Below are 23,449 nucleotides of genomic sequence, written 5' to 3'. Positions count from 1 at the left end.
CTGGCTAAAAAGTAGTAACGACCAGGATCGTTGAATTGACGTGAGTTGGGTCCGGGCCTGTATTGGGGCTCAACGAGTTTAGCCAGGCTCAGGAGGGTCTGGCTGGACGTCCTTAAGAGTGCAAAGACTTATGGCAAAGCGTGACTATTACGAAGTGTTGGGTGTGGAGCGCGGCTCCAGCGAGGCGGACCTGAAAAAGGCTTACCGTCGCCTGGCAATGAAGCACCACCCGGACCGTAATCCGGATAGCAAAGAATCCGAAGACATGTTCAAAGAGGCCAACGAGGCTTACGAATGTTTGTCTGATCCCAACAAGCGTGCGGCCTACGACCAGTATGGACATGCCGGTGTCGACCCGAGCATGGGCGGCGGCGGTGCCGGTTTTGGCGGTCAGAACTTCTCCGATATTTTCGGTGATGTATTCAGTGACTTCTTTGGTGGTGGCCGGGGTGGTCAGCGTGGCGGTGCCCAGCGTGGCAGCGACTTGCGTTACACCCTGGAGCTGAACCTGGAAGAAGCTGTACGCGGCACCAGCGTCAATATTCGCGTACCGACGCTGGTTAACTGCAAGCCGTGTGATGGTTCGGGTGCCAAGAAAGGTTCCGCGCCGATTACTTGCCCGACATGCGGCGGTATCGGCCAGGTGCGTATGCAGCAGGGTTTCTTCTCGGTGCAGCAGACCTGTCCGCGTTGCCATGGGCAGGGCAAGATCATTTCCGATCCGTGCGATTCCTGCCACGGCGAAGGCCGCGTCGAAGAGTACAAGACCCTGGCGGTGAAAGTGCCGGCGGGAGTCGATACCGGAGACCGTATTCGTCTGTCGGGTGAGGGTGAGGCCGGTACCCAGGGCGGTCCTACGGGCGACCTGTACGTGGTGATCAATGTGCGCGAGCACTCGATCTTCCAGCGCGACGGCAAGCACTTGTTCTGTGAAGTGCCGATCAGCTTTGTCGATGCAGCCCTGGGTGGCGAATTGGAGATCCCGACCCTGGACGGTCGGGTCAAGCTCAAGATCCCTGAAGGTACGCAGACCGGCAAGCAGTTCCGTATTCGTGGCAAGGGCGTAGCGCCGGTGCGCGGTGGCGGTGCTGGCGACTTGATGTGTCGTGTGGCCGTGGAGACTCCGGTCAATCTGGGGCGCCGTCAGCGTGAATTGCTTGAGGAATTCCGCAGTTCGCTGGAGGGCGATGACACGCATTCGCCGAAAACCACTGGCTTTTTCGAAGGCGTGAAGCGCTTCTTCGGCGACCTGTAAGGAAGTGAGTATGCGACGTATAGCCGTAATGGGCGCTGCCGGGCGCATGGGCAAGACGCTGGTCGAGGCGGTGCAGCAGCGCTCCCCGGCCTCTGGGCTGACCGCGGCGATTGTTCGTCCCGGTAGCACGTTGATCGGTGCGGATGCGGGTGAGTTGGCTTCGCTGGGGCGTATCGGTGTCTCATTGTCAGGCAGCCTGGAGCAGGTGGCTGACGAATTCGATGTGCTGATCGACTTCACCCTGCCGGAAGTGATGCTGAAAAACCTCGCGTTCTGCCGCAAGGCGGGCAAGGCGATGGTGATTGGTACCACGGGTTTGACTGCGCAGCAGAAGCAGTTGTTGGAGGAGGCGGGTAAGGATATTCCCGTCGTCTTCGCAGCCAACTTCAGTGTCGGCGTGAATCTGTCGCTCAAGTTGCTGGACATGGCGGCGCGGGTGCTGGGGGATGAGGCGGATATCGAGATTATCGAGACGCATCACCGTCACAAGATCGATGCGCCGTCGGGTACCGCGCTGCGCATGGGGGAGGCTATTGCCGATGCGCTGGGGCGTGATCTGTCCAAAGTGGCGGTTTACGGTCGCGAAGGGCATACCGGTGCGCGTGCGCGTGACACCATTGGTTTTGCGACCGTCCGTGGCGGTGATGTCGTAGGCGACCACACGGTCTTGTTTGCTACCGAGGGTGAGCGCCTGGAAATTACCCACAAGGCTTCGAGCCGCATGACATTCGCCAAGGGCGCGGTGCGTGCCGCGCTCTGGTTGGAAGGTCGCGAGGCTGGTCTGTACGACATGCGCGATGTGTTGGATCTGCACTAAGCAGTAGCTAAAACCGGGCCTCGGGATTATCCTAGGCCCCGTTTTTACCCGCTAAGCGACGTCCTGTCGCATTCTCCTGCCTTTAAGGCTCATTAGCGGTGGACCAAAAAAGCCTTTTTCTGTAAGCTACAGCTTTAGTGTGTCCACTAAAAGCGCGCAGAATAATTCAGTGAAGAAGCGGGGTGACGTGTCCATACGTCACTCCGCTTTTTTACAACCTGCGATCGCCCTTTCAGGCTTTATTTACGGGAGGTCTTCTTGACTAAGCCAGCCATACTCGCCCTTGCTGATGGCAGCATTTTTCGCGGCGAAGCCATTGGAGCCGACGGTCAAACCGTTGGAGAGGTGGTGTTTAACACCGCCATGACCGGCTATCAGGAAATCCTTACCGATCCTTCCTACGCCCAACAGATCGTTACCCTGACCTATCCGCACATCGGCAACACCGGTACTACGCCGGAAGACGTTGAGTCTGATCGTGTCTGGTCGGCAGGTCTGGTCATTCGTGATCTGCCACTGGTTGCGAGCAACTGGCGTAACACGATGTCGCTGTCCGATTACCTGAAAGCCAACAACGTTGTGGCGATCGCCGGTATCGATACGCGCCGCCTGACGCGCATCCTGCGTGAAAAGGGCTCGCAGAATGGCTGCATCATGGTCGGTGACAATATTTCCGAAGCAGCGGCGATTGCTGCAGCGCAAGGCTTCCCAGGCCTGAAAGGCATGGACCTGGCGAAAGTCGTCAGCACCAAGGAGCAGTACGAGTGGCGCTCCACTGTCTGGGACTTGAAGACCGACAGCCACGAGACTATCGAAGCGGCTGACCTGCCGTATCACGTGGTCGCATACGACTACGGCGTCAAGTACAACATCCTGCGTATGCTGGTCGAGCGTGGGTGCCGCGTGACCGTGGTGCCGGCGCAAACGCCTGCCAGCGACGTGCTGGCCCTGCAACCTGACGGCGTGTTCCTGTCCAACGGCCCGGGTGATCCTGAGCCTTGTGACTACGCCATCCAGGCCATCAAGGAAGTGCTGGAAACCGAGATTCCGGTATTTGGTATCTGCCTCGGTCACCAACTGCTGGCGCTGGCCTCCGGCGCCAAGACCCTGAAAATGGGTCATGGCCATCACGGCGCCAACCACCCTGTGCAGGACCTGGACACCGGCGTTGTGATGATCACCAGCCAGAACCACGGTTTTGCGGTGGATGAAGCGACCTTGCCGAGCAATGTCCGCGCGATTCACAAGTCGTTGTTCGACGGTTCCCTGCAGGGTATCGAGCGTACTGACAAGAGCGCGTTCAGCTTCCAGGGCCACCCTGAAGCAAGCCCGGGCCCGAATGACGTAGCACCGCTGTTCGACCGTTTCATCAATGAGATGGCCAAGCGACGCTGACTGAGCGGCCTGCGGGCGGCCCCTACCTTGGCGGCCCCTGCAGGCTCTTCGAAGATTGTTCAAGACGGCTTGCCGACTGACCTGCGGATTTGAGTGACAAACCCATGCCAAAACGTACAGACATAAAAAGCATCCTGATTCTCGGCGCTGGCCCGATCGTTATCGGCCAGGCCTGCGAATTCGACTACTCCGGCGCCCAGGCCTGCAAAGCCCTGCGCGAAGAGGGTTACCGCGTCATCCTGGTGAACTCCAACCCGGCCACCATCATGACCGATCCGGACATGGCCGACGCTACCTACATCGAGCCGATCAAGTGGCAGACGGTTGCCAAGATCATCGAGAAAGAGCGTCCGGACGCACTGCTGCCGACCATGGGCGGCCAGACTGCATTGAACTGCGCCCTGGATCTGGAGCGCGAAGGCGTCCTGGAAAAATTCGGCGTAGAGATGATCGGCGCCAATGCCGACACCATCGACAAGGCTGAAGACCGTTCGCGCTTCGACAAGGCCATGAAGTCCATCGGCCTTGACTGCCCGCGCTCCGGTATCGCCCACAGCATGGAGGAGGCTAACGCAGTTCTCGAAAAGCTCGGCTTCCCGTGCATTATCCGTCCGTCCTTCACCATGGGCGGCACCGGTGGTGGCATTGCCTACAACCGTGAAGAGTTCGAAGAAATCTGCGCCCGTGGCCTGGACCTGTCTCCGACCAAAGAGCTGCTGATCGACGAATCCCTGATTGGCTGGAAAGAGTATGAGATGGAGGTTGTCCGTGACAAAAAGGACAATTGCATCATCGTCTGCTCCATCGAAAACTTCGACCCGATGGGTGTGCACACCGGTGACTCGATCACCGTTGCTCCGGCGCAGACCCTGACGGACAAGGAATACCAGATCATGCGTAACGCCTCGTTGGCGGTATTGCGTGAGATCGGCGTTGAAACCGGTGGCTCCAACGTTCAGTTCGGTATCTGCCCGGACACCGGCCGCATGGTCGTGATCGAGATGAACCCGCGTGTATCGCGTTCTTCGGCGCTGGCATCGAAAGCGACCGGCTTCCCGATTGCGCGTATCGCCGCCAAGCTGGCTATCGGTTACACCCTGGACGAACTGCAAAACGAAATCACGGGCGGCGCTACGCCGGCGTCCTTCGAACCGTCCATCGACTATGTCGTGACCAAGCTGCCACGCTTTGCCTTCGAGAAGTTCGCCAAAGCCGACGCGCGCCTGACCACCCAGATGAAGTCGGTGGGTGAAGTCATGGCCATCGGCCGAACCTTCCAGGAGTCCCTGCAGAAAGCCCTGCGTGGCCTGGAAGTGGGCGTTTGCGGCCTGGACGAGAAGCTCGACCTGAGCAATCCGGAAAGCATGAGCATCCTCAAGCGCGAGCTGACCGTGCCGGGCGCCGAGCGTATCTGGTATGTGGCTGACGCCTTCCGCGCCGGCATGACTGTCGAAGACATCTTCGGCATGAACATGATCGATCCGTGGTTCCTGGTGCAGATCGAAGATCTGATCAAGGAAGAGGAGAAGGTCAAGACCCTGGGTCTGGCCAGCATCGATCGCGACATGATGTTCCGCCTCAAGCGCAAAGGCTTCTCCGACCAGCGCCTGGCCAAGCTGCTGGGTGTGACCGAGAAAAACCTGCGCACGCATCGCCACAAGCTGGAGATCTTCCCGGTCTACAAGCGCGTTGACACCTGTGCTGCCGAGTTCGCCACCGACACTGCGTACCTGTACTCCACCTACGAGGAAGAGTGCGAGGCCGCGCCGTCGGGCCGCGACAAGATTATCATCCTGGGTGGTGGTCCGAACCGTATCGGCCAAGGCATCGAATTCGACTATTGCTGCGTACATGCCGCCCTCGCGCTGCGCGAAGACGGGTACGAGACCATCATGGTCAACTGCAACCCGGAAACTGTTTCCACTGACTACGACACTTCCGACCGCCTGTACTTCGAGCCGGTAACGTTGGAAGACGTGTTGGAAATCTGTCGCGTCGAGAAGCCCAAAGGCGTGATCGTCCAGTACGGCGGCCAAACCCCGCTGAAACTGGCGCGTGCCCTTGAGGCCGCCGGCGTGCCAATCATCGGCACGAGCCCTGACGCCATCGACCGTGCCGAAGATCGTGAGCGCTTCCAGCAAATGGTTGAGCGCCTGAACCTGCGCCAGCCGCCAAACGCTACCGTGCGCAGCGAAGACGAGGCCATCCGTGCAGCCAGCAAGATCGGCTACCCGCTGGTGGTGCGTCCATCCTACGTGCTGGGCGGCCGGGCGATGGAAATCGTCTACGAAGAAGAAGAGCTCAAGCGTTACCTGCGTGATGCGGTAAAAGTGTCCAACGACAGCCCGGTGCTGCTGGACCACTTCCTCAACTGCGCCATCGAGATGGACGTGGATGCAGTTTGCGACGGTACCGACGTGGTCATCGGCGCGATCATGCAGCACATCGAGCAGGCGGGGGTCCACTCCGGTGACTCCGCGTGCTCGCTGCCGCCGTACTCGTTGCCTGCACATATCCAGGACGAGATGCGCGAGCAGGTCAAGAAAATGGCCTTGGAGTTGGGTGTTGTCGGCCTGATGAACGTACAGTTGGCGCTGCAGGGCGAAGACATCTACGTCATTGAAGTCAACCCGCGTGCTTCGCGTACCGTGCCGTTCGTTTCCAAGTGCATCGGCGTGTCCCTTGCCATGATCGCTGCGCGTGTGATGGCGGGTAAGACCCTGAAGGAAATTGGCTTCACCAAGGAAATCATTCCGAACTTCTACAGTGTGAAAGAGGCAGTGTTCCCATTTGCCAAATTCCCTGGTGTGGACCCGATCCTCGGTCCGGAGATGAAGTCCACCGGTGAAGTGATGGGCGTGGGCGACACCTTCGGTGAAGCATTCGCCAAGGCCCAGATGGGCGCCAGCGAAGTGCTGCCGACCGGCGGTACTGCGTTTATCAGCGTGCGTGATGATGACAAGCCGCTGGTTGCAGGCGTGGCCCGTGATCTGATCAACTTGGGCTTTGAAATCGTGGCAACTGCCGGGACCGCCAAGCTGATCGAAGCGGCCGGCTTGAAAGTGCGCCGCGTGAACAAGGTGACGGAAGGCCGTCCGCATGTGGTCGACATGATCAAGAATGATGAAGTCACGCTGATCATCAACACCACCGAAGGTCGCCAGTCGATCGCGGATTCCTACTCCATTCGCCGTAATGCCTTGCAGCACAAGATCTACTGCACCACCACTATTGCTGCTGGCGAAGCTATCTGCGAAGCGCTCAAGTTCGGTCCGGAAAAGACCGTGCGTCGCTTGCAGGATCTACACGCAGGATTGAAGGCATGATCAAATACCCAATGACCGTCCAGGGTGCCAAGGCCCTGGAAGAGGAGCACGCCCATCTGACCAAGGTCGTACGTCCAAAGCTGAGCCAGGACATTGGTACGGCCCGCGAGCTGGGTGACCTGAAGGAAAACGCCGAATACCACGCTGCTCGTGAGCAGCAGGGTATGGTCGAAGCGCGGATCCGTGATATCGAAGGCCGTTTGCAGAATGCGGTGATCATCGACGTCACGACTATTCCGCACACTGGCAAGGTGATTTTCGGTACCACCGTGGAGATCGCCAACGTCGAGACTGACGAGAGCGTGGTCTACCACATCGTGGGAGAGGACGAGGCTGACTTCAAGCTCGGCAAGATCTCCGTCGGCTCACCACTGGCCCGTGCCTTGATCGCTAAGGAAGAGGGTGATGTGGTGTCTGTCAAAACGCCAGGCGGTGTGATCGAGTACGAGATTGTTGAAGTTCGTCACGTCTGAAAGGCGGCGCCCGCTTCGTGCGGGCGCCATGCTTTGGCAGCTTGCCCAGATGCTTTGGGTGGGCGGCCTATGGTTGTTACATCTTGGTGTATTGCCGGTGCTGGGCGTGATTGGCCTGGCTCCGTTGCTGATCGATGAAATCGATGGATTACTGAGTGCGCTGCTGGTGGGTTTCGCGGCGGCGTGCGTAGCACTTCAGGCGTTGGTGCTGGTCAAGGCTGAAGGCTTGGAGAGTCTGTGGCGGGATATTCGCGGCCAACTGCTGTTGATGGCGCTGTATGCGTGTGCAATGTATTGCATTGTGCATGTCTGGCTGCCGGAAGCGTTGCGCTGGCAGCTATTCAGCTATCTTGTGCTAGGGTTCTCCGGCCTGGTGCTGGTTATACAGCCTGCTCCGGGATGGAGTGGCGGGGCGCGCGAAGCACGCCCGTGACCCTTTGTATTACTTGAAGCGGTGTACGTTCGACAGTTGCTTGTTGACGCTGAAGTTCTTGCGATACAGCAGCGCCATCTTGCCGATGACCTGAACCAGGTCCGCCTTGCCAGCCTTGCACAGTTCTGCAATGGCGGCCAGGCGCGCCTCGCGGTCAAGGATGTTGACCTTGATCTTGATCAGTTCGTGATCGCCCAATGCGCGTTCAAGTTCGGCTAACACACCTTCAGTCAAACCGTTGTCTGCCACAATCAGAACTGGTTTCAGATGGTGGCCAATGGATTTGTACTGTTTCTTCTGCTCTTGAGTGAGCGGCATAATCTGACCCCTGCGTCTGATCTTGTAAAAAGCGGCGGCCAGTTTACCCGAGCGAGTCCGGGACCGCCCAGTTAATCACGACCCGTTTTATTTTCGAGGTGGCCCGTGGCCCGTTCCAAAACTAGCCTTAAGTGGCTGCAAGAGCATTTCAACGATCCTTACGTCAAAAAGGCGCAAAAGGATGGCTATCGTTCCCGGGCCAGCTACAAGCTGTTGGAGATCCAGGACAAGGACAAGTTGATTCGTCCAGGCATGAGCGTCATCGATCTTGGCGCGGCTCCCGGTGGCTGGTCCCAGGTGACCAGTCGTCTGATTGGTGGTCAAGGTCGCCTGATTGCTTCCGACATCCTGGAAATGGACAGCATCCCGGATGTGACCTTTGTTCATGGAGACTTTACCCAGGACACAGTGCTCGCCCAGATCCTTGAGGCTGTGGGAAATTCGCAGGTAGACCTTGTGATTTCCGACATGGCCCCCAATATGAGTGGATTACCGGCCGTTGATATGCCGCGGGCCATGTTCCTTTGCGAATTGGCGCTGGATTTGGCGGGTCGGGTGTTGCGTCCCGGTGGCGATTTCCTGGTGAAGGTGTTCCAGGGAGAGGGTTTCGACGAGTACCACAAGAACATCCGCAAATTGTTCGACAAGGTGCAGACGCGTAAACCAGACTCTTCCCGGGACCGGTCCAGGGAGCAATACCTGCTGTGCCGCGGCTTCCGTGGCGTCGAAGGCGCGGCGAGTGAAGAGCGTTTTTGAGGAATTCGAGGAGGGCGATAGGTTTTTTTATATCGCTTTCGTCACGAAGCTTTACGAATATTGTGTAGTCAAAGTTTCACAAAGGGTTACAGACGGCGCCTGCCAGAGTTGTAGGTAATGTAGTAAGTTAGGCCGGTGAATATCATGCGAAGCGCGCGCCAGTAGCGGAGCTTGCTTCAGAGGGTAGTTAATTGAACGATATGGCAAAGAATCTGATCCTGTGGTTGATCATCGCGGCTGTCCTCGTGACGGTGATGAACAACTTCTCCAGCCCTAACGAGCCGCAGACCCTCAACTATTCCGACTTCATCCAGCAAGTTAAGGATGGCAAGGTCGAGCGCGTAGCGGTTGATGGCTACGTGATCACCGGCAAACGCAACGATGGCGACAGCTTCAAGACCATTCGTCCGGCAATTCAGGACAACGGTCTGATCGGCGACCTGGTGGATAACCACGTGGTTGTCGAAGGCAAGCAGCCTGAGCAGCAGAGCATCTGGACTCAACTCCTGGTGGCAAGCTTCCCGATCCTGGTGATCATTGCCGTGTTCATGTTCTTCATGCGCCAGATGCAAGGCGGTGCGGGAGGCAAGGGCGGGCCGATGAGCTTCGGCAAGAGCAAGGCGCGCCTGCTCTCTGAAGATCAGGTAAAGACTACCCTGGCGGACGTAGCGGGTTGCGACGAAGCCAAGGAAGAAGTCGGCGAGTTGGTTGAGTTCTTGCGCGATCCAGGCAAATTCCAGCGCCTGGGTGGCCGTATTCCTCGCGGCGTGCTGATGGTCGGCCCTCCAGGTACCGGTAAAACCTTGCTGGCCAAGGCCATTGCCGGCGAAGCCAAGGTACCGTTCTTCACCATTTCCGGTTCTGACTTCGTTGAAATGTTCGTCGGTGTCGGTGCGAGCCGCGTTCGCGACATGTTCGAACAGGCCAAGAAGCATGCGCCATGCATCATCTTCATCGATGAAATCGACGCCGTTGGTCGCCATCGTGGTGCTGGCATGGGCGGTGGTCATGATGAGCGTGAGCAAACCCTCAACCAGTTGCTGGTCGAGATGGATGGTTTCGAGATGAATGACGGCATCATCGTCATCGCGGCAACCAACCGTCCGGACGTGTTGGATCCTGCGCTGCTGCGTCCAGGCCGCTTTGACCGCCAGGTGGTGGTTGGCCTGCCGGACATCCGTGGGCGCGAACAAATCCTGAAAGTGCACATGCGCAAAGTGCCAATGGGCGACGACGTTGCACCGGCTGTGATTGCCCGTGGTACCCCGGGGTTCTCGGGTGCTGACCTGGCCAACCTGGTGAACGAGGCTTCGCTGTTTGCAGCCCGTACCGGCAAGCGCATCGTTGAAATGAAAGAGTTCGAGTTGGCGAAAGACAAGATCATGATGGGCGCTGAGCGCAAATCCATGGTCATGTCCGAAAAAGAGAAGCAGAACACTGCTTATCACGAAGCCGGCCACGCCATTGTGGGGCGCGTCGTGCCTGAGCATGACCCGGTCTACAAAGTGTCGATTATTCCTCGTGGTCGTGCGTTGGGTGTCACCATGTTCCTGCCGGAGGAGGATCGCTATAGCCTCTCCAAGCGTGCGCTGATCAGTCAGATCTGCTCGCTGTACGGCGGTCGAATTGCTGAAGAAATGACCTTGGGCTTCGACGGCGTGACCACTGGGGCTTCCAACGACATCATGCGCGCCAGCCAGATTGCGCGGAACATGGTGACCAAGTGGGGCTTGTCGGAAAAACTCGGTCCTTTGATGTATGCCGAAGAAGAAGGTGAAGTATTCCTGGGGCGTGGCGGCGGTGGTCAAAACGCCAGTTTCTCCGGTGAGACAGCCAAGCTGATCGATTCTGAGGTGCGCAGTATCATTGACCAGTGCTACGGCACTGCCAAGCAGATCCTGACGGATAATCGCGACAAACTTGATGCAATGGCTGATGCACTGATGAAGTACGAGACCATCGACGCAGACCAGATCGACGACATTATGGCCGGTCGGGCACCTCGTGAGCCTCGTGATTGGGAAGGTGGTTCGGGTACTTCGGGCACCCCGCCTGTGGTTCAGAACGAACGCCCTGAAACCCCAATCGGTGGCCCGGCAGCTGATCATTAAGGTTTGAAATGACTTTTGCTCCGTCCTCCCCCCGGTTGCCTTGCGGCAACCGGGTTCTTGATTTGGCCCATACGCATGTCATGGGCATTCTTAATGTAACCCCTGACTCCTTTTCCGATGGTGGCCGCTTCAGCCAGCTTGATGCTGCATTGCGTCACGCAGAAGCCATGGTGGCGGCCGGCGCGACCTTGATTGATGTGGGCGGTGAATCGACTCGGCCTGGTGCTCGCGCAGTTTCTCCTCTGGAGGAGTTGGAGCGCGTGGCGCCGATTGTCGAGCGCATCGCTCGAGAGTTGGATGTGATCATTTCGGTTGATACCTCCACCCCGGCCGTGATGCGTGAGACTGCGCGATTAGGTGCCGGCTTGATCAACGATGTGCGGTCCCTGCGGCGCGACGGTGCCCTGGATGCAGCCGCAGCTACCGGTTTGCCGGTGTGTTTGATGCATATGCTGGGTGAGCCCGGCAATATGCAGGACAGCCCGCACTATGATGACCTAGTTGGTGAAGTGAGTGGTTTTCTCTCCGAGCGCGTTGCCCAGTGCGTCGCGGTAGGTATTGCGCCGGAAAGGATCATCCTTGATCCGGGGTTTGGTTTCGCCAAGACCCTGCAACACAATTTGAGTTTGTTCAAACACATGGAGTCCTTGCATGCCCTTGGTCGGCCCCTGTTGGTCGGTGTTTCGCGCAAGAGCATGATAGGGCTGGCATTGAGCCGTCCGGTGGGTGAGCGGTTGTACGGCGGTCTTGCACTGGCGGCGCTCGCGGTGACCAAGGGTGCGCGCATCTTGCGTGTGCATGACGTTGCTGAGACCTTGGATGTGGTACGCATGATTGCAGCTGTGGAATCAGCCGAATAAGAATGATGGAGCACTTATGACTAAAAAATACTTTGGCACCGACGGTATCCGTGGTCGGGTCGGCGAGTTTCCGATTACTCCTGATTTCATGCTCAAGCTTGGATGGGCGGCTGGTATGGCTTTCCGCAGCATGGGGGCGTGCCGCATCCTGGTGGGCAAGGACACCCGGATTTCGGGATACATGTTTGAATCAGCGCTTGAGGCCGGCTTATCCGCCGCAGGCGCCGATGTGATGTTGCTGGGGCCAATGCCGACGCCCGCGATTGCATACCTGACGCGTACCTTTCACGCTGAGGCCGGTATTGTGATCAGTGCTTCGCACAATCCACATGACGACAACGGCATCAAGTTCTTCTCCGGTCAGGGCACCAAGTTGCCGGATGAGATCGAGTTGATGATCGAAGAACTGTTGGATGCGCCGATGACCGTGGTCGAGTCCAGCAAGCTGGGCAAGGTGTCGCGCATCAATGACGCGTCCGGTCGTTATATCGAGTTCTGCAAGAGCAGTGTGCCTACCAGTACCAATTTTGCCGGCCTGAAGGTTGTTGTCGACTGCGCCCATGGTGCGACCTACAAAGTCGCGCCAAGCGTATTCAGGGAGCTTGGCGCAGACGTGACAGTGCTGTCGGCTCAGCCCAACGGATTGAATATCAACGAAAACTGCGGCTCCACTCATATGGAGCAGTTGCAGGCCGCAGTCCTGGCCGAGCACGCCGACCTTGGGATTGCCTTCGACGGTGACGGCGACCGCGTGCTGATGGTTGACCATACCGGTGCAGTGGTGGACGGCGATGATCTGTTGTTCATCATTGCCCGCGACCTGCATGAGCGTAACAAGCTGCAAGGCGGTGTCGTCGGTACGCTGATGAGCAACCTGGGGCTTGAGCTGGCATTGGCAGACCTGGGTATTCCTTTTGTTCGCGCCAACGTCGGTGACCGGTATGTGATCGCCGAGCTGCTGGAGCGTAACTGGCAGGTAGGTGGTGAGAACTCCGGGCACGTGGTGTGCTTCCAGCACACCACCACCGGTGACGCGATTATTGCGGCGTTGCAGGTGCTATTGGCTTTGCGTCGCCGCGAAGAGAGCCTGGCCCAGGCGCGTCAGGCTTTGCGCAAATGCCCGCAAGTATTGCTGAACGTGCGTTTCGCAGGTGGGGAAAACCCGATCGAGCACCCTGCTGTCAAAGAGGCTTGCGAACGCGCGACCCTGGCAATGGCTGGTCGTGGACGGGTATTGCTACGCAAGTCCGGCACAGAGCCTTTGGTGCGCGTCATGGTCGAAGGTGACGACGAAATACAGGTTCGCGGCCATGCCGAAGACCTGGCAAAACTGGTAACTGAAGTTTGCGCCTGAATTCGGCTTGCCAGTGATGATGTGGTTGGGTAACATCTGCGCCCACTTTGACCGACGAGGTACAGCATGCGTCGCACTATGGTAGCTGGTAACTGGAAGATGCACGGTACCCGCGCCAGTGTCGCTGAGCTGATCAATGGCCTTCGTCACTTGGCCTTGCCTAGCGGTGTTGATATCGCGGTGTTCCCGCCTTGCTTGCATATCACCCAAGTGGTGGATGGCTTGAAAGGTAAGTCGATTCAGGTCGGCGCGCAGAACTCTGCGGTGGAAGCCATGCAAGGTGCGTTGACCGGTGAGATTGCACCGAGTCAGCTGGTTGATGCGGGTTGTTCCTATGTGCTTGTCGGGCACTCCGAGCGCCGTCAGATGATGGGCGAGCGTGATGGGACACTCAATCGCAAGTTCGCAGCAGCGCAGGCTTGTGGCTTGATTCCGGTGTTGTGTATTGGGGAGACCCTTGAGCAGCGGGAATCGGGCAAGACTCTTGAAGTTGTCTCGCGTCAGCTTGGCAGCATCATCGAGGAGCTGGGTGTTGGTGCGTTCGCAAAGGCGGTAATTGCTTACGAGCCGGTCTGGGCCATTGGTACCGGGCTGACTGCTACACCGCAACAGGCGCAGGATGTGCACGCAGCCATCCGCGCGCAGTTGGCGGCAGAGAATTCTGAAGTCGCACAAGGTGTGCGGCTTCTATACGGCGGCAGCGTGAAGGCGGCCAATGCGGTCGAACTGTTCGGCATGCCGGATATCGATGGGGGGCTCATTGGTGGAGCTTCCCTGAATGCAGATGAGTTCGGTGCGATTTGTCGCGCCGCGGGAAACTGAAAAAATGCTGGAAACAGTCGTAGTCGTTTTTCATCTGTTGGCTGCCCTGGGCGTAGTTGCCCTGGTTTTGTTGCAACAGGGTAAAGGTGCGGATGCTGGTGCGTCTTTCGGTGCAGGTGCTTCAAATACTGTGTTCGGAAGCCAAGGTTCCTCTACCTTTCTTAGTAAGTTTACTGCTATACTTGCCGCCGGTTTCTTCATAACCAGCTTGGGGTTAGGTTACTTTGCTAAAGAGAAGGCTCATGTGCTGACTCAGGTAGGTTTGCCAAACCCAGCAGTGTTGGAGGTTCCAAAAGCAAAACCGGCTTCTGATGATGTCCCGGTGCTTCAAGAGCAAAAGTCGGCTACTCCAGCGACTGACGTACCTCCAGCTCAAGAGCAGAAGTAAGAAGGGTTGTAAACGCTGTATTGCCGAGGTGGTGGAATTGGTAGACACGCAACCTTGAGGTGGTTGTGCCCATAGGGTGTAGGGGTTCGAGTCCCCTTCTCGGTACCAATTATCAGGAGAGCCCGCTGTTGCGGGCTTTCTTGTAGGTGGAAGGTTACATTGACCCTGTAAGGGATCGGTCGTATACTTCCGCCCCAGCTTTGTCGCGGGGTGGAGCAGTCTGGTAGCTCGTCGGGCTCATAACCCGAAGGTCGTCGGTTCAAATCCGGCCCCCGCAACCAGTTTTAGCGGAGCCCCTTTTAAGGGGCTTTTTGTTAGCTGGACACTTTCAACGCCGCTGTTCGACGGCGTTTCAAGGATGGGCGTTTCGCCCATTTTTTTATTTTGCACAGCATGCACATACATGCACGAGGGGGTTCAGGTGTCGAGCAAGCTAGAAGAGTTGCAGGCCTTGTTGGCCCCGGTGGTCGTGGCCCTAGGCTATGAATGCTGGGGTATTGAGTTTTCGGCTCAAGGTCGCCACTCAATGTTGCGCGTTTATATCGATAAAGAGGGCGGCGTGCTGGTGGACGATTGTGCCATTGTCAGCCGTCAGATCAGCGGTGTTCTGGATGTTGAAGATCCTATCTCCGTTGAGTACACCCTCGAAGTTTCCTCGCCAGGCATGGAACGCCCACTGTTCACTATTGATCAGTTTGCAAAATTTGCCGGTGAACAAGTGAAGATCAAGCTGCGATCCCCGTTTGAAGGGCGTCGCAACTTTCAGGGCCTTCTGCGCGGTGTAGAAGAACAGGATGTCGTGGTGCAGGTAGAAGACCATGAGTTCCTGTTGCCGATCGATATGATCGACAAGGCCAACATTATTCCCAGTTTTGACTGAGACGCGGATCCCGCGGATCCAATGGCTTGCGAAAGGCGAGGCGTACGATGAGCAAAGAAGTACTGCTGGTTGTTGAGTCGGTATCCAATGAAAAGGGCGTACCGGCAAACGTGATTTTTGAAGCGCTGGAGCTGGCCCTGGCCACTGCTACCAAAAAGCGTTTTGAAGACGAAGTTGATCTGCGTGTGGAAATCAACCGCCACACCGGTGCCTATGAGACTTTCCGTCGCTGGACGGTCGTCGAAGAGGCCGATCTTGATGATCCGGCCATCGAAACCTGGCCAAGCAAGGTTGCTGAAACGCACCCAGGCGCCCAGGTCGGTGATGTCGTTGAAGAAAAGATCGAGTCCATCGAGTTCGGCCGTATTGCTGCACAGACCGCCAAGCAGGTCATCGTGCAGAAGGTTCGCGAAGCCGAGCGCGCTCAAGTCGTTGATGCCTATCGCGAGCGCCTGGGGGAAATCATCTCCGGCACCGTGAAAAAAGTGACCCGCGACAATGTGATCGTCGACCTGGGCAACAACGCTGAAGCGTTGCTGGCCCGCGAAGACATCATCTCTCGCGAAACCTTCCGTGTTGGCGTGCGTTTGCGTGCGCTGCTCAAGGAAATCCGCACCGAGAACCGTGGCCCTCAGTTGATTCTGTCGCGTACTGCGCCGGAAATGCTGATTGAGTTGTTCCGTATCGAGGTGCCGGAAATTGCCGAAGGCCTGATCGAAGTCATGGCTGCGTCCCGCGACCCGGGTTCGCGTGCCAAGATCGCGGTCCGCTCCAAGGACAAACGCATCGACCCGCAAGGCGCTTGCATCGGTATGCGCGGTTCGCGCGTCCAGGCAGTGTCGGGCGAATTGGGTGGTGAGCGTGTGGACATCGTCCTCTGGGACGATAACCCGGCGCAGTTCGTGATCAATGCCATGTCGCCGGCTGAAGTGGCGGCAATTATCGTTGACGAAGATGCCCATGCAATGGACATCGCCGTTGGCGCAGACAATCTGGCCCAGGCCATTGGTCGTGGTGGTCAGAACGTGCGTCTGGCCAGCCAGTTGACCGGCTGGACCCTGAACGTAATGACCGAATCGGACATCCAGGCTAAGCAGCAAGCTGAAACCGGTGACATCCTGCGCAACTTCATCGACGAGTTGGAAGTCGACGAAGACCTGGCGCAGGTGCTGGTAGATGAAGGCTTCACCAGCCTGGAAGAGATTGCCTACGTACCGTTGGAAGAAATGCTCAACATCGACGGCTTTGACGAAGACACCGTCAACGAGCTTCGCGCTCGGGCCAAGGATCGTTTGTTGACTAAAGCCATCGCTACTGAGGAAAAGCTGGCAGACGCCCATCCGGCCGAAGACCTGCTCTCGCTTGAGGGTATGGACAAGGATTTGGCGATGGAACTGGCGGTGCGCGGCGTAATTACCCGCGAAGACCTGGCCGAGCAGTCTATTGACGATCTGCTCGACATCGACGGCATTGACGATGATCGTGCCGGCAAGTTGATCATGGCCGCCCGAGCCCATTGGTTCGAGTAATTAGGCGCGGCCTGAGGAGAGAAGTGCATGACGCAAGTCACGGTGAAACAACTGGCCGATGAGGTCAAAACACCGGTAGAGCGCCTGTTGCAGCAGATGCGTGAGGCAGGTCTGCCGCACACCGCCGCCGATGAAGGTGTGAGCGATAGTGAGAAGCAGTCTTTGCTGACTCACTTGAAGAGCAGCCACAAGGCGAAAGTGGAAGAACCGCGCAAGATTACATTGCAGCGCAAAACCACCAGCACCCTGCGGGTTGCGGGTAGCAAGAGCATCAGCGTTGAAGTACGCAAGAAGAAAGTCTTCGTACAGCGCAGCCCGGAAGAAATCGAAGCCGAGCGCAAACGCGAACTGGAAGAACGTCGCGCAGTAGAAAATGCTGCACGTCAGAAGGCTGAAGAAGAAGCCAAGCGTCGCGCCGAAGAAGAAGCGCGTCGTCAGCCTGCTGCTGCGCAAACTGCTTCCACTGAAGCGGTAGCCGCGCCTGGCGCTCCTGCAGACGCTGTGCGTGAGGCCGCTCCGGTTGCCGCTGCACCAGCACCTGCTGCCGATGCCCGCAAGCGCGAAGAACCTCGTCGTCCGGATAAACCACGTGCCGACGATAACAATCGTCGCGGTGGTGGTGGCGATGGCGAGCGCAAAAACGCTCCGCATCGTGCTTCGGTCAAAGAGAAAGCGCCTGCTCCACGCGTTGCTCCACGGACTACCGACGAAGAAAGCGATGGCTTCCGTCGTGGTGGTCGCGGCAAGGCCAAGCTGAAGAAACGCAACGCCCACGGTTTCCAGAGCCCAACCGGCCCTGTCGTGCGTGATGTGCAGATCGGCGAGACCATCACGGTTGGCGATCTTGCCAACCAGATGTCGGTCAAGGCTGCTGAAATCATCAAGTTCATGTTCAAACTGGGTACTCCAGCGACCATCAACCAGGTGCTTGATCAGGAAACTGCTCAACTGGTAGCCGAAGAACTGGGCCACAAAGTGACCCTGGTCAGCGACACCGCCCTGGAAGATTCCCTGGCTGAGTCCCTGAAGTTTGAAGGCGAGACATTCTCCCGTGCGCCAGTCGTGACCGTAATGGGCCACGTTGACCATGGTAAGACTTCGCTGCTCGACTACATCCGTCGTGCCAAGGTAGCTGCTGGCGAAGCCGGCGGTATCACCCAGCACATCGGTGCGTACCACGTTGAAACCGAGCGCGGCATGGTCACCTTCCTCGACACCCCAGGTCACGCCGCGTTTACCGCAATGCGTGCCCGTGGTGCCAAGGCGACTGACATCGTGATCCTGGTCGTTGCAGCGGACGACGGCGTGATGCCGCAGACCATTGAAGCTGTCCAGCACGCTAAAGCCGCTGGTGTTCCTCTGGTTGTTGCCGTGAACAAGATCGACAAGCCGGGCGCCGATCTCGATCGCATCCGTAGCGAACTGTCGGTTCATGGCGTGACGTCTGAAGAGTGGGGCGGTGATACGCCATTCGTTTCGGTTTCGGCGAAAGTCGGTACTGGCGTGGACGAACTGCTCGAAGCTGTCCTGCTGCAAGCTGAAGTACTTGAACTGAAAGCAACCCCATCGGCCCCAGGTCGTGGTGTTGTGGTTGAGTCGCGTCTCGACAAGGGTCGTGGCCCGGTTGCAACCGTACTGGTTCAAGACGGTACCCTGCGTCAAGGCGACATGGTACTGGTCGGTTCGAACTATGGCCGTGTACGTGCCATGCTCGACGAGAACGGCAAGCCAATCAAGGAAGCCGGTCCTTCCATCCCTGTCGAGATCCTCGGCCTGGACGGTACCCCGGACGCTGGCGACGAGATGAGCGTGCTGTCTGACGAGAAGAAAGCCCGTGAAGTGGCTCTGTTCCGTCAAGGCAAGTTCCGTGAAGTCAAACTGGCTCGCGCGCATGCCGGCAAGCTGGAAAACATCTTCGAGAACATGGGCCAGGCCGAGAAGAAGACGCTTAACATCGTCCTCAAGTCTGACGTTCGTGGTTCCCTCGAAGCGTTGAACGGCGCCTTGAATGGCCTGGGTAACGACGAAGTGCAAGTGCGTGTTGTGGGTGGCGGTGTCGGTGGTATCACCGAGTCCGACGCCAACCTGGCACTGGCTTCCAACGCTGTACTGTTCGGCTTCAACGTGCGTGCCGATGCTGGCGCTCGCAAGATCGTCGAGCAGGAAGGCCTGGACATGCGTTACTACAACGTCATCTACGACATCATCGAAGACGTCAAGAAAGCCCTCACCGGTATGCTTGGCAGTGACGTCCGGGAGAACATCCTGGGTGTCGCCGAAGTACGTGACGTGTTCCGCTCGCCGAAATTCGGTGCGATCGCCGGCTGCATGGTTATCGAAGGTACCGTGTACCGTAATCGTCCAATCCGTGTACTGCGTGAAGACATCGTTATCTTCGAAGGCGAGCTGGAATCCCTGCGCCGCTTCAAGGATGACGCTTCCGAAGTGCGTGCCGGCATGGAATGCGGTATCGGCGTCAAGAGCTACAACGACGTCAAGGCTGGCGACAAGATCGAAGTCTACGAGAAGGTTCAGGTTGCTCGCAGCCTCTAACTCGCGCACTTCAGGAGCCACGCCGCGTGTGGGCATGCAAATGCCCCGCGCAGCGTGAGGACTCTAAACGCAACGCCCGGTCTGGCTTTTGTCAGGCCGGGCGTTTGCCGCTTTCAGACCCCATGGGTTTCACCGTGTGGCAGTAACAGGTAACAAGACATGGCAAAAGAATACAGCCGTACCCAGCGTATCGGCGATCAGATGCAGCGTGAGCTGGCCCAACTGATCCGTCGCGAAGTCAAAGACCCCCGCGTTGGCCTGGTCACCATCACCGCTGTTGAAGTGAGCCGTGACGTGGGTCACGCGAAGATCTTCATCACCGTGATGGGGCAGGACAACAGCGAAGAAATCGCGCAAAGCATCAAGGTACTCAACTCGGCCGCAGGTTTCCTGCGCATGCAGTTGGCCCGTGAAATGAAGCTGCGCAGCGTGCCCCAGTTGCACTTCCACTACGACGAAAGCGTTGTGCGTGGCGCGCACCTGTCGGCACTGATCGAGCGCGCCGTGGCTGAAGACAGCCAGCACCCATCCACACCTGAAGACGCCAAGGAGTAAGCGGTGGCTCAGGTCAAACGTATCCGTCGCAACGTCAGCGGCATCATTCTGCTCGACAAGCCGATTGGCTTTACCTCCAATGCCGCGTTGCAGAAGGTCCGCTGGTTGCTCAATGCCGAGAAGGCCGGACACACCGGCAGCCTCGATCCCCTGGCCACCGGTGTACTGCCGTTGTGCTTTGGCGAGGCCACCAAGTTCTCGCAATACCTGCTCGATTCCGACAAGGGTTACGAAACCCTGATGCAACTGGGCAAGACCACCACCACGGCAGACGCCGAAGGTGATGTTTTGCAGGTTCGCGACGTGACCGTTGGTCGTGCTGATATCGAAGCTGCTTTACCTGCTTTTCGTGGGCAAATCAGTCAGATACCGCCGATGTACTCGGCGCTCAAGCGTGATGGGCAGCCCCTTTACAAGCTGGCACGTGCGGGCGAAGTAGTGGAGCGCGAACCGCGTTCTGTTACTATTGCGCGCTTGGAATTGCTCGCCTGTGAAGGTGACACCGCACGCTTGGCCGTGGACTGCAGCAAAGGCACTTATATCCGTACTCTGGTGGAAGATATTGGTGAGCAGCTCGGTTGCGGCGCGTATGTAGCTGAACTGCGACGCACCCAGGCCGGACCTTTCAGCCTGGCCCAGACGGTCACACTGGAAGAGTTGGAGGCGGTACACGCCGAAGGTGGCAACGAAGCGGTTGATCGCTTCCTGATGCCGTCGGACAGTGGCTTGCTGGATTGGCCATTACTGCACTTTTCGGAACACAGCGCGTTCTACTGGCTTAACGGCCAGCCGGTACGCGCCCCGGATGCCCCGAAGTTCGGCATGGTGCGGGTACAGGATCATAACGGTCGCTTTATCGGTATCGGTGAAGTGAGCGAAGACGGGCGCATCGCGCCACGTCGACTGATTCGGTCAGAATGACCGAACGAGTGTGGCTGTTAACAGGCACGGTCAACACTCATTTTTAGATACAGGGATTTGTCCCTGGCCTGTTGAAACTGCCCTTTGGGTGGTTTCCTGAAAAAAGGATTGCCTCATGGCTCTCGACGTTCAAGAAAAAGCACAAATCGTAGCTGACTACCAGCAAGCTGTTGGTGACACTGGTTCGCCAGAAGTGCAAGTTGCACTGCTGACCCACAACATCAACAAGCTGCAGGGTCACTTCAAGGCCAACGGTAAAGATCACCACTCCCGTCGTGGTCTGATCCGCATGGTAAACCAGCGCCGTAAGCTGCTGGACTACCTGAAAGGCAAGGATCTGGGTCGTTATCAGGCTCTGATCGGTCGCCTGGGTCTGCGTCGCTAATCAGCGATTGCGCTAGAGGTTGGTTGTCTGCCGTGTGTCAGTGGGATTCCCGCTGGCCCATGGTAGGCTCCCAGCCTCAAGTTTTATCTGGATACACGTTTTACCCCTGGACAAGGGTTGGGCCGATTCCCGACATTGCCCAAGAATTTCGCAAGAAGACAAGTTCCCCAAGAGCCACAAAGAAGGTAGGACACCGTGAACCCGGTTATCAAAAAATTCCAGTTCGGTCAGTCGACCGTTACCCTCGAGACAGGCCGTATCGCCCGTCAAGCCTCCGGCGCAGTGCTGGTTACCGTTGACGACGACGTTACCGTATTGGTGACCGTTGTTGGCGCCAAGCACGCCGACCCAAGCAAAGGCTTCTTCCCTCTTTCCGTTCACTACCAGGAAAAGACTTACGCTGCCGGTAAGATCCCTGGCGGTTTCTTCAAGCGCGAAGGCCGTCCTTCCGAGAAAGAAACCCTGACTTCCCGACTGATCGACCGTCCGATCCGTCCGCTGTTCCCAGAAGGCTTCATGAACGAAGTGCAGGTTGTCTGCACCGTCGTTTCCACCAGCAAGAAAACCGATCCTGACGTCGCTGCGATGATCGGTACTTCGGCTGCCCTGGCCATCTCCGGTATTCCTTTCGATGGCCCGATCGGCGCAGCCCGCGTTGCTTTCCATGAAAGCACCGGTTACCTGCTGAACCCGACTTACGAGCAACTGAAAGCATCGAGCCTGGACATGGTCGTTGCCGGTACGTCGGAAGCCGTATTGATGGTTGAATCGGAAGCCAAAGAGCTGACCGAAGACCAGATGCTGGGCGCAGTACTATTTGCCCACGACGAGTTCCAGGTTGTGATCAACGCTGTTAAAGAACTGGCTGCCGAAGCTGCCAAGCCGACCTGGGCCTGGGCTCCGCAAGCCGAAGCAACCGAACTGCTGGGCGCTATCCGCTCCGAGTTCGGCACTGCGATCTCCGACGCCTACACCATCACCGTCAAGGCCGACCGTTACGCTCGCCTGGGTGAGCTGAAGGACCAGGTTGTTGCCAAGCTGTCCGGCGAAGAAGGCCAGCCTTCTTCCAGCGAAGTCAAAGCAGCCTTCGGTGAAATCGAATACCGCACCGTTCGCGAAAACATCGTTAACGGCAAGCCACGTATCGACGGCCGCGACACCCGCACCGTTCGTCCGCTGAACATCGAAGTCGGTGTTCTGCCGAAGACTCACGGTTCGGCACTGTTCACCCGTGGTGAAACCCAGGCACTGGTCGTTGCGACCCTGGGTACTGCCCGTGACGCACAGCTGCTGGACACCCTGGAAGGCGAGAAAAAAGACCCGTTCATGCTGCACTACAACTTCCCGCCGTTCTCGGTAGGCGAGTGTGGTCGCATGGGTGGCGCTGGTCGTCGCGAAATCGGTCACGGCCGTCTGGCCCGTCGTTCGGTCCAGGCCATGCTGCCTGCTGCTGACGTGTTCCCGTACACCATCCGTGTGGTGTCGGAAATCACCGAGTCCAACGGCTCCAGCTCCATGGCTTCGGTCTGCGGTGCTTCCCTGGCGCTGATGGACGCGGGTGTGCCGATGAAGGCGCCGGTTGCCGGTATCGCCATGGGCCTGGTTAAAGAAGGCGAGAAGTTCGCCATCCTGACCGACATCCTGGGTGACGAAGACCACCTGGGCGATATGGACTTCAAAGTAGCCGGTACCGCCAAAGGTGTTACCGCGCTGCAGATGGACATCAAGATCAAGGGCATCACCGAAGAGATCATGGAAATCGCCCTGGGCCAAGCCCTGGAAGCGCGCCTGAACATCCTCGGTCAGATGAACCAGATCATTGGTCAGTCCCGTACCGAACTGTCGGAAAATGCTCCGACCATGATCGCGATGAAAATCGACACCGACAAAATCCGTGATGTTATCGGTAAAGGCGGCGCGACCATTCGTGCGATCTGTGAAGAGACCAAGGCTTCGATCGACATCGAAGACGACGGCTCGATCAAGATCTTCGGCGAAACCAAGGAAGCTGCAGAAGCTGCGCGTCAACGCGTCCTCGGCATCACCGCTGAAGCCGAGATCGGCAAGATCTACGTCGGTAAGGTTGAGCGCATCGTCGACTTCGGCGCATTCGTCAACATCCTGCCAGGCAAAGATGGTCTGGTTCACATCTCCATGCTGAGCGACGCTCGCGTTGAGAAAGTGACCGACATTCTGAAAGAAGGCCAGGAAGTGGAAGTGCTGGTACTGGACGTGGACAACCGCGGCCGTATCAAGCTGTCCATCAAGGACGTAGCAGCAGCCAAGGCTTCGGGCGTTTAATTACCCCAGGCTAACGC

General features: G+C 57.8%; 20 protein-coding genes and 2 tRNA genes. 21 read left to right on the top strand and 1 reads right to left on the bottom strand.

All coding sequences use genetic code 11. The features are described 5' to 3' along the window. Nucleotides 1-130 precede the first annotated feature (130 nt). The 6 genes from dnaJ (at nucleotide 131) to FX984_RS14735 (ending at nucleotide 7,699) form a co-directional block, all read left to right on the top strand. A complete protein-coding gene (gene dnaJ / locus FX984_RS14760; RefSeq protein WP_065925314.1) occupies nucleotides 131-1,255 on the top strand; it encodes a molecular chaperone DnaJ in 1,125 nt (374 codons plus the stop codon). 10 nt (nucleotides 1,256-1,265) lie between these two features. Further along, a complete protein-coding gene (gene dapB, locus FX984_RS14755; RefSeq protein ID WP_027605360.1) occupies nucleotides 1,266-2,072 on the top strand; it encodes a 4-hydroxy-tetrahydrodipicolinate reductase in 807 nt (268 codons plus the stop codon). A 258-nt stretch (nucleotides 2,073-2,330) separates the two neighbouring features. Continuing rightward, nucleotides 2,331-3,467 (top strand): glutamine-hydrolyzing carbamoyl-phosphate synthase small subunit, encoded by a 1,137-nt coding sequence (gene carA, locus FX984_RS14750; protein WP_027605361.1) that lies wholly within the window; start codon nucleotides 2,331-2,333, stop codon nucleotides 3,465-3,467. 104 nt (nucleotides 3,468-3,571) lie between these two features. Then, nucleotides 3,572-6,793, top strand: coding sequence for a carbamoyl-phosphate synthase large subunit (gene carB, locus FX984_RS14745; protein WP_027605362.1), 3,222 nt, complete (start codon nucleotides 3,572-3,574; stop codon nucleotides 6,791-6,793). Beyond that, nucleotides 6,790-7,266: a transcription elongation factor GreA gene (gene greA, locus FX984_RS14740; RefSeq protein WP_115487576.1), complete on the top strand. Its 477-nt coding sequence runs from the start codon at nucleotides 6,790-6,792 to the stop codon at nucleotides 7,264-7,266. Before carB ends, greA begins: the two co-directional genes overlap by 4 nt. A gap of 28 nt (nucleotides 7,267-7,294) precedes the next feature. Continuing rightward, a complete protein-coding gene (locus FX984_RS14735; RefSeq protein ID WP_027605364.1) occupies nucleotides 7,295-7,699 on the top strand; it encodes a hypothetical protein in 405 nt (134 codons plus the stop codon). Between the two features lie 9 nt (nucleotides 7,700-7,708). Here FX984_RS14735 and yhbY read toward each other — a convergent pair whose 3' ends face one another. Then, nucleotides 7,709-8,017, bottom strand: a complete 309-nt coding sequence (yhbY, locus tag FX984_RS14730) for a ribosome assembly RNA-binding protein YhbY (RefSeq protein WP_003235044.1) — start codon at nucleotides 8,015-8,017, stop codon at nucleotides 7,709-7,711. Between the two features lie 105 nt (nucleotides 8,018-8,122). Between yhbY and rlmE the strand changes: the two genes are divergently transcribed. The 15 genes from rlmE to pnp all read left to right on the top strand — a co-directional run bounded on the left by rlmE (nucleotide 8,123) and on the right by pnp (nucleotide 23,432). Further along, entirely contained in the window at nucleotides 8,123-8,773 is a 651-nt protein-coding gene (rlmE, locus tag FX984_RS14725; protein ID WP_015885924.1) for a 23S rRNA (uridine(2552)-2'-O)-methyltransferase RlmE, read from the top strand. A 200-nt stretch (nucleotides 8,774-8,973) separates the two neighbouring features. Next, nucleotides 8,974-10,884, top strand: coding sequence for an ATP-dependent zinc metalloprotease FtsH (gene ftsH / locus FX984_RS14720; RefSeq protein ID WP_027605365.1), 1,911 nt, complete (start codon nucleotides 8,974-8,976; stop codon nucleotides 10,882-10,884). A gap of 8 nt (nucleotides 10,885-10,892) precedes the next feature. Beyond that, complete coding sequence (gene folP / locus FX984_RS14715; RefSeq protein ID WP_146478305.1) at nucleotides 10,893-11,744, top strand: dihydropteroate synthase; 852 nt, start codon at nucleotides 10,893-10,895, stop codon at nucleotides 11,742-11,744. 16 nt (nucleotides 11,745-11,760) lie between these two features. Next, nucleotides 11,761-13,098 (top strand): phosphoglucosamine mutase, encoded by a 1,338-nt coding sequence (glmM, locus tag FX984_RS14710; protein ID WP_027605367.1) that lies wholly within the window; start codon nucleotides 11,761-11,763, stop codon nucleotides 13,096-13,098. Nucleotides 13,099-13,164: 66 nt separating this feature from the next. Next, nucleotides 13,165-13,920, top strand: a complete 756-nt coding sequence (gene tpiA / locus FX984_RS14705) for a triose-phosphate isomerase (RefSeq protein WP_015885920.1) — start codon at nucleotides 13,165-13,167, stop codon at nucleotides 13,918-13,920. Between the two features lie 4 nt (nucleotides 13,921-13,924). Further along, nucleotides 13,925-14,308, top strand: coding sequence for a preprotein translocase subunit SecG (secG, locus tag FX984_RS14700; RefSeq protein ID WP_010206600.1), 384 nt, complete (start codon nucleotides 13,925-13,927; stop codon nucleotides 14,306-14,308). Between the two features lie 22 nt (nucleotides 14,309-14,330). Continuing rightward, nucleotides 14,331-14,416 (top strand) — tRNA-Leu (locus FX984_RS14695). A gap of 96 nt (nucleotides 14,417-14,512) precedes the next feature. Next, nucleotides 14,513-14,589, top strand: a tRNA-Met gene (locus tag FX984_RS14690). A gap of 140 nt (nucleotides 14,590-14,729) precedes the next feature. Continuing rightward, entirely contained in the window at nucleotides 14,730-15,188 is a 459-nt protein-coding gene (gene rimP, locus FX984_RS14685) for a ribosome maturation factor RimP (RefSeq protein ID WP_003235029.1), read from the top strand. A 47-nt stretch (nucleotides 15,189-15,235) separates the two neighbouring features. Further along, nucleotides 15,236-16,717: a transcription termination factor NusA gene (gene nusA / locus FX984_RS14680; RefSeq protein ID WP_003212187.1), complete on the top strand. Its 1,482-nt coding sequence runs from the start codon at nucleotides 15,236-15,238 to the stop codon at nucleotides 16,715-16,717. Nucleotides 16,718-16,744: 27 nt separating this feature from the next. After that, nucleotides 16,745-19,270, top strand: a complete 2,526-nt coding sequence (gene infB / locus FX984_RS14675) for a translation initiation factor IF-2 (RefSeq protein ID WP_027605369.1) — start codon at nucleotides 16,745-16,747, stop codon at nucleotides 19,268-19,270. Between the two features lie 159 nt (nucleotides 19,271-19,429). After that, the gene (gene rbfA, locus FX984_RS14670) at nucleotides 19,430-19,825 is read left to right on the top strand and encodes a 30S ribosome-binding factor RbfA (protein ID WP_003176137.1); all 396 of its coding nucleotides are present in this window, start codon (nucleotides 19,430-19,432) and stop codon (nucleotides 19,823-19,825) included. 3 nt (nucleotides 19,826-19,828) lie between these two features. Continuing rightward, nucleotides 19,829-20,746, top strand: coding sequence for a tRNA pseudouridine(55) synthase TruB (truB, locus tag FX984_RS14665; protein ID WP_027605370.1), 918 nt, complete (start codon nucleotides 19,829-19,831; stop codon nucleotides 20,744-20,746). Between the two features lie 115 nt (nucleotides 20,747-20,861). After that, a complete protein-coding gene (gene rpsO / locus FX984_RS14660) occupies nucleotides 20,862-21,131 on the top strand; it encodes a 30S ribosomal protein S15 (protein ID WP_003176135.1) in 270 nt (89 codons plus the stop codon). A 195-nt stretch (nucleotides 21,132-21,326) separates the two neighbouring features. Beyond that, a complete protein-coding gene (pnp, locus tag FX984_RS14655; protein ID WP_027605371.1) occupies nucleotides 21,327-23,432 on the top strand; it encodes a polyribonucleotide nucleotidyltransferase in 2,106 nt (701 codons plus the stop codon). Nucleotides 23,433-23,449: the final 17 nt, after the last annotated feature.

The sequence above is a fragment of the Pseudomonas marginalis genome (assembly GCF_008692035.1).
GTDB lineage: Bacteria > Pseudomonadota > Gammaproteobacteria > Pseudomonadales > Pseudomonadaceae > Aquipseudomonas > Aquipseudomonas marginalis.
Note: the sequence above shows the minus strand (reverse complement) of the source record. Positions and strands in the feature narration are given on the sequence as shown.

What these genes read in the sequence shown, in the direction of transcription:
- infB (WP_027605369.1), top strand. Translation starts at nt 16,745, where the DNA reads ATGACGCAAGTCACGGTGAAACAACTGGCCGATGAGGTCAAAACACCG.
- FX984_RS14735 (WP_027605364.1), top strand. Translation starts at nt 7,295, where the DNA reads ATGCTTTGGCAGCTTGCCCAGATGCTTTGGGTGGGCGGCCTATGGTTG.
- rpsO (WP_003176135.1), top strand. Translation starts at nt 20,862, where the DNA reads ATGGCTCTCGACGTTCAAGAAAAAGCACAAATCGTAGCTGACTACCAG.
- dnaJ (WP_065925314.1), top strand. Translation starts at nt 131, where the DNA reads ATGGCAAAGCGTGACTATTACGAAGTGTTGGGTGTGGAGCGCGGCTCC.
- yhbY (WP_003235044.1), bottom strand. Translation starts at nt 8,017, where the DNA reads ATGCCGCTCACTCAAGAGCAGAAGAAACAGTACAAATCCATTGGCCAC.
- secG (WP_010206600.1), top strand. Translation starts at nt 13,925, where the DNA reads ATGCTGGAAACAGTCGTAGTCGTTTTTCATCTGTTGGCTGCCCTGGGC.
- dapB (WP_027605360.1), top strand. Translation starts at nt 1,266, where the DNA reads ATGCGACGTATAGCCGTAATGGGCGCTGCCGGGCGCATGGGCAAGACG.
- greA (WP_115487576.1), top strand. Translation starts at nt 6,790, where the DNA reads ATGATCAAATACCCAATGACCGTCCAGGGTGCCAAGGCCCTGGAAGAG.
- ftsH (WP_027605365.1), top strand. Translation starts at nt 8,974, where the DNA reads ATGGCAAAGAATCTGATCCTGTGGTTGATCATCGCGGCTGTCCTCGTG.
- rbfA (WP_003176137.1), top strand. Translation starts at nt 19,430, where the DNA reads ATGGCAAAAGAATACAGCCGTACCCAGCGTATCGGCGATCAGATGCAG.
- glmM (WP_027605367.1), top strand. Translation starts at nt 11,761, where the DNA reads ATGACTAAAAAATACTTTGGCACCGACGGTATCCGTGGTCGGGTCGGC.
- nusA (WP_003212187.1), top strand. Translation starts at nt 15,236, where the DNA reads ATGAGCAAAGAAGTACTGCTGGTTGTTGAGTCGGTATCCAATGAAAAG.
- folP (WP_146478305.1), top strand. Translation starts at nt 10,893, where the DNA reads ATGACTTTTGCTCCGTCCTCCCCCCGGTTGCCTTGCGGCAACCGGGTT.
- tpiA (WP_015885920.1), top strand. Translation starts at nt 13,165, where the DNA reads ATGCGTCGCACTATGGTAGCTGGTAACTGGAAGATGCACGGTACCCGC.
- carB (WP_027605362.1), top strand. Translation starts at nt 3,572, where the DNA reads ATGCCAAAACGTACAGACATAAAAAGCATCCTGATTCTCGGCGCTGGC.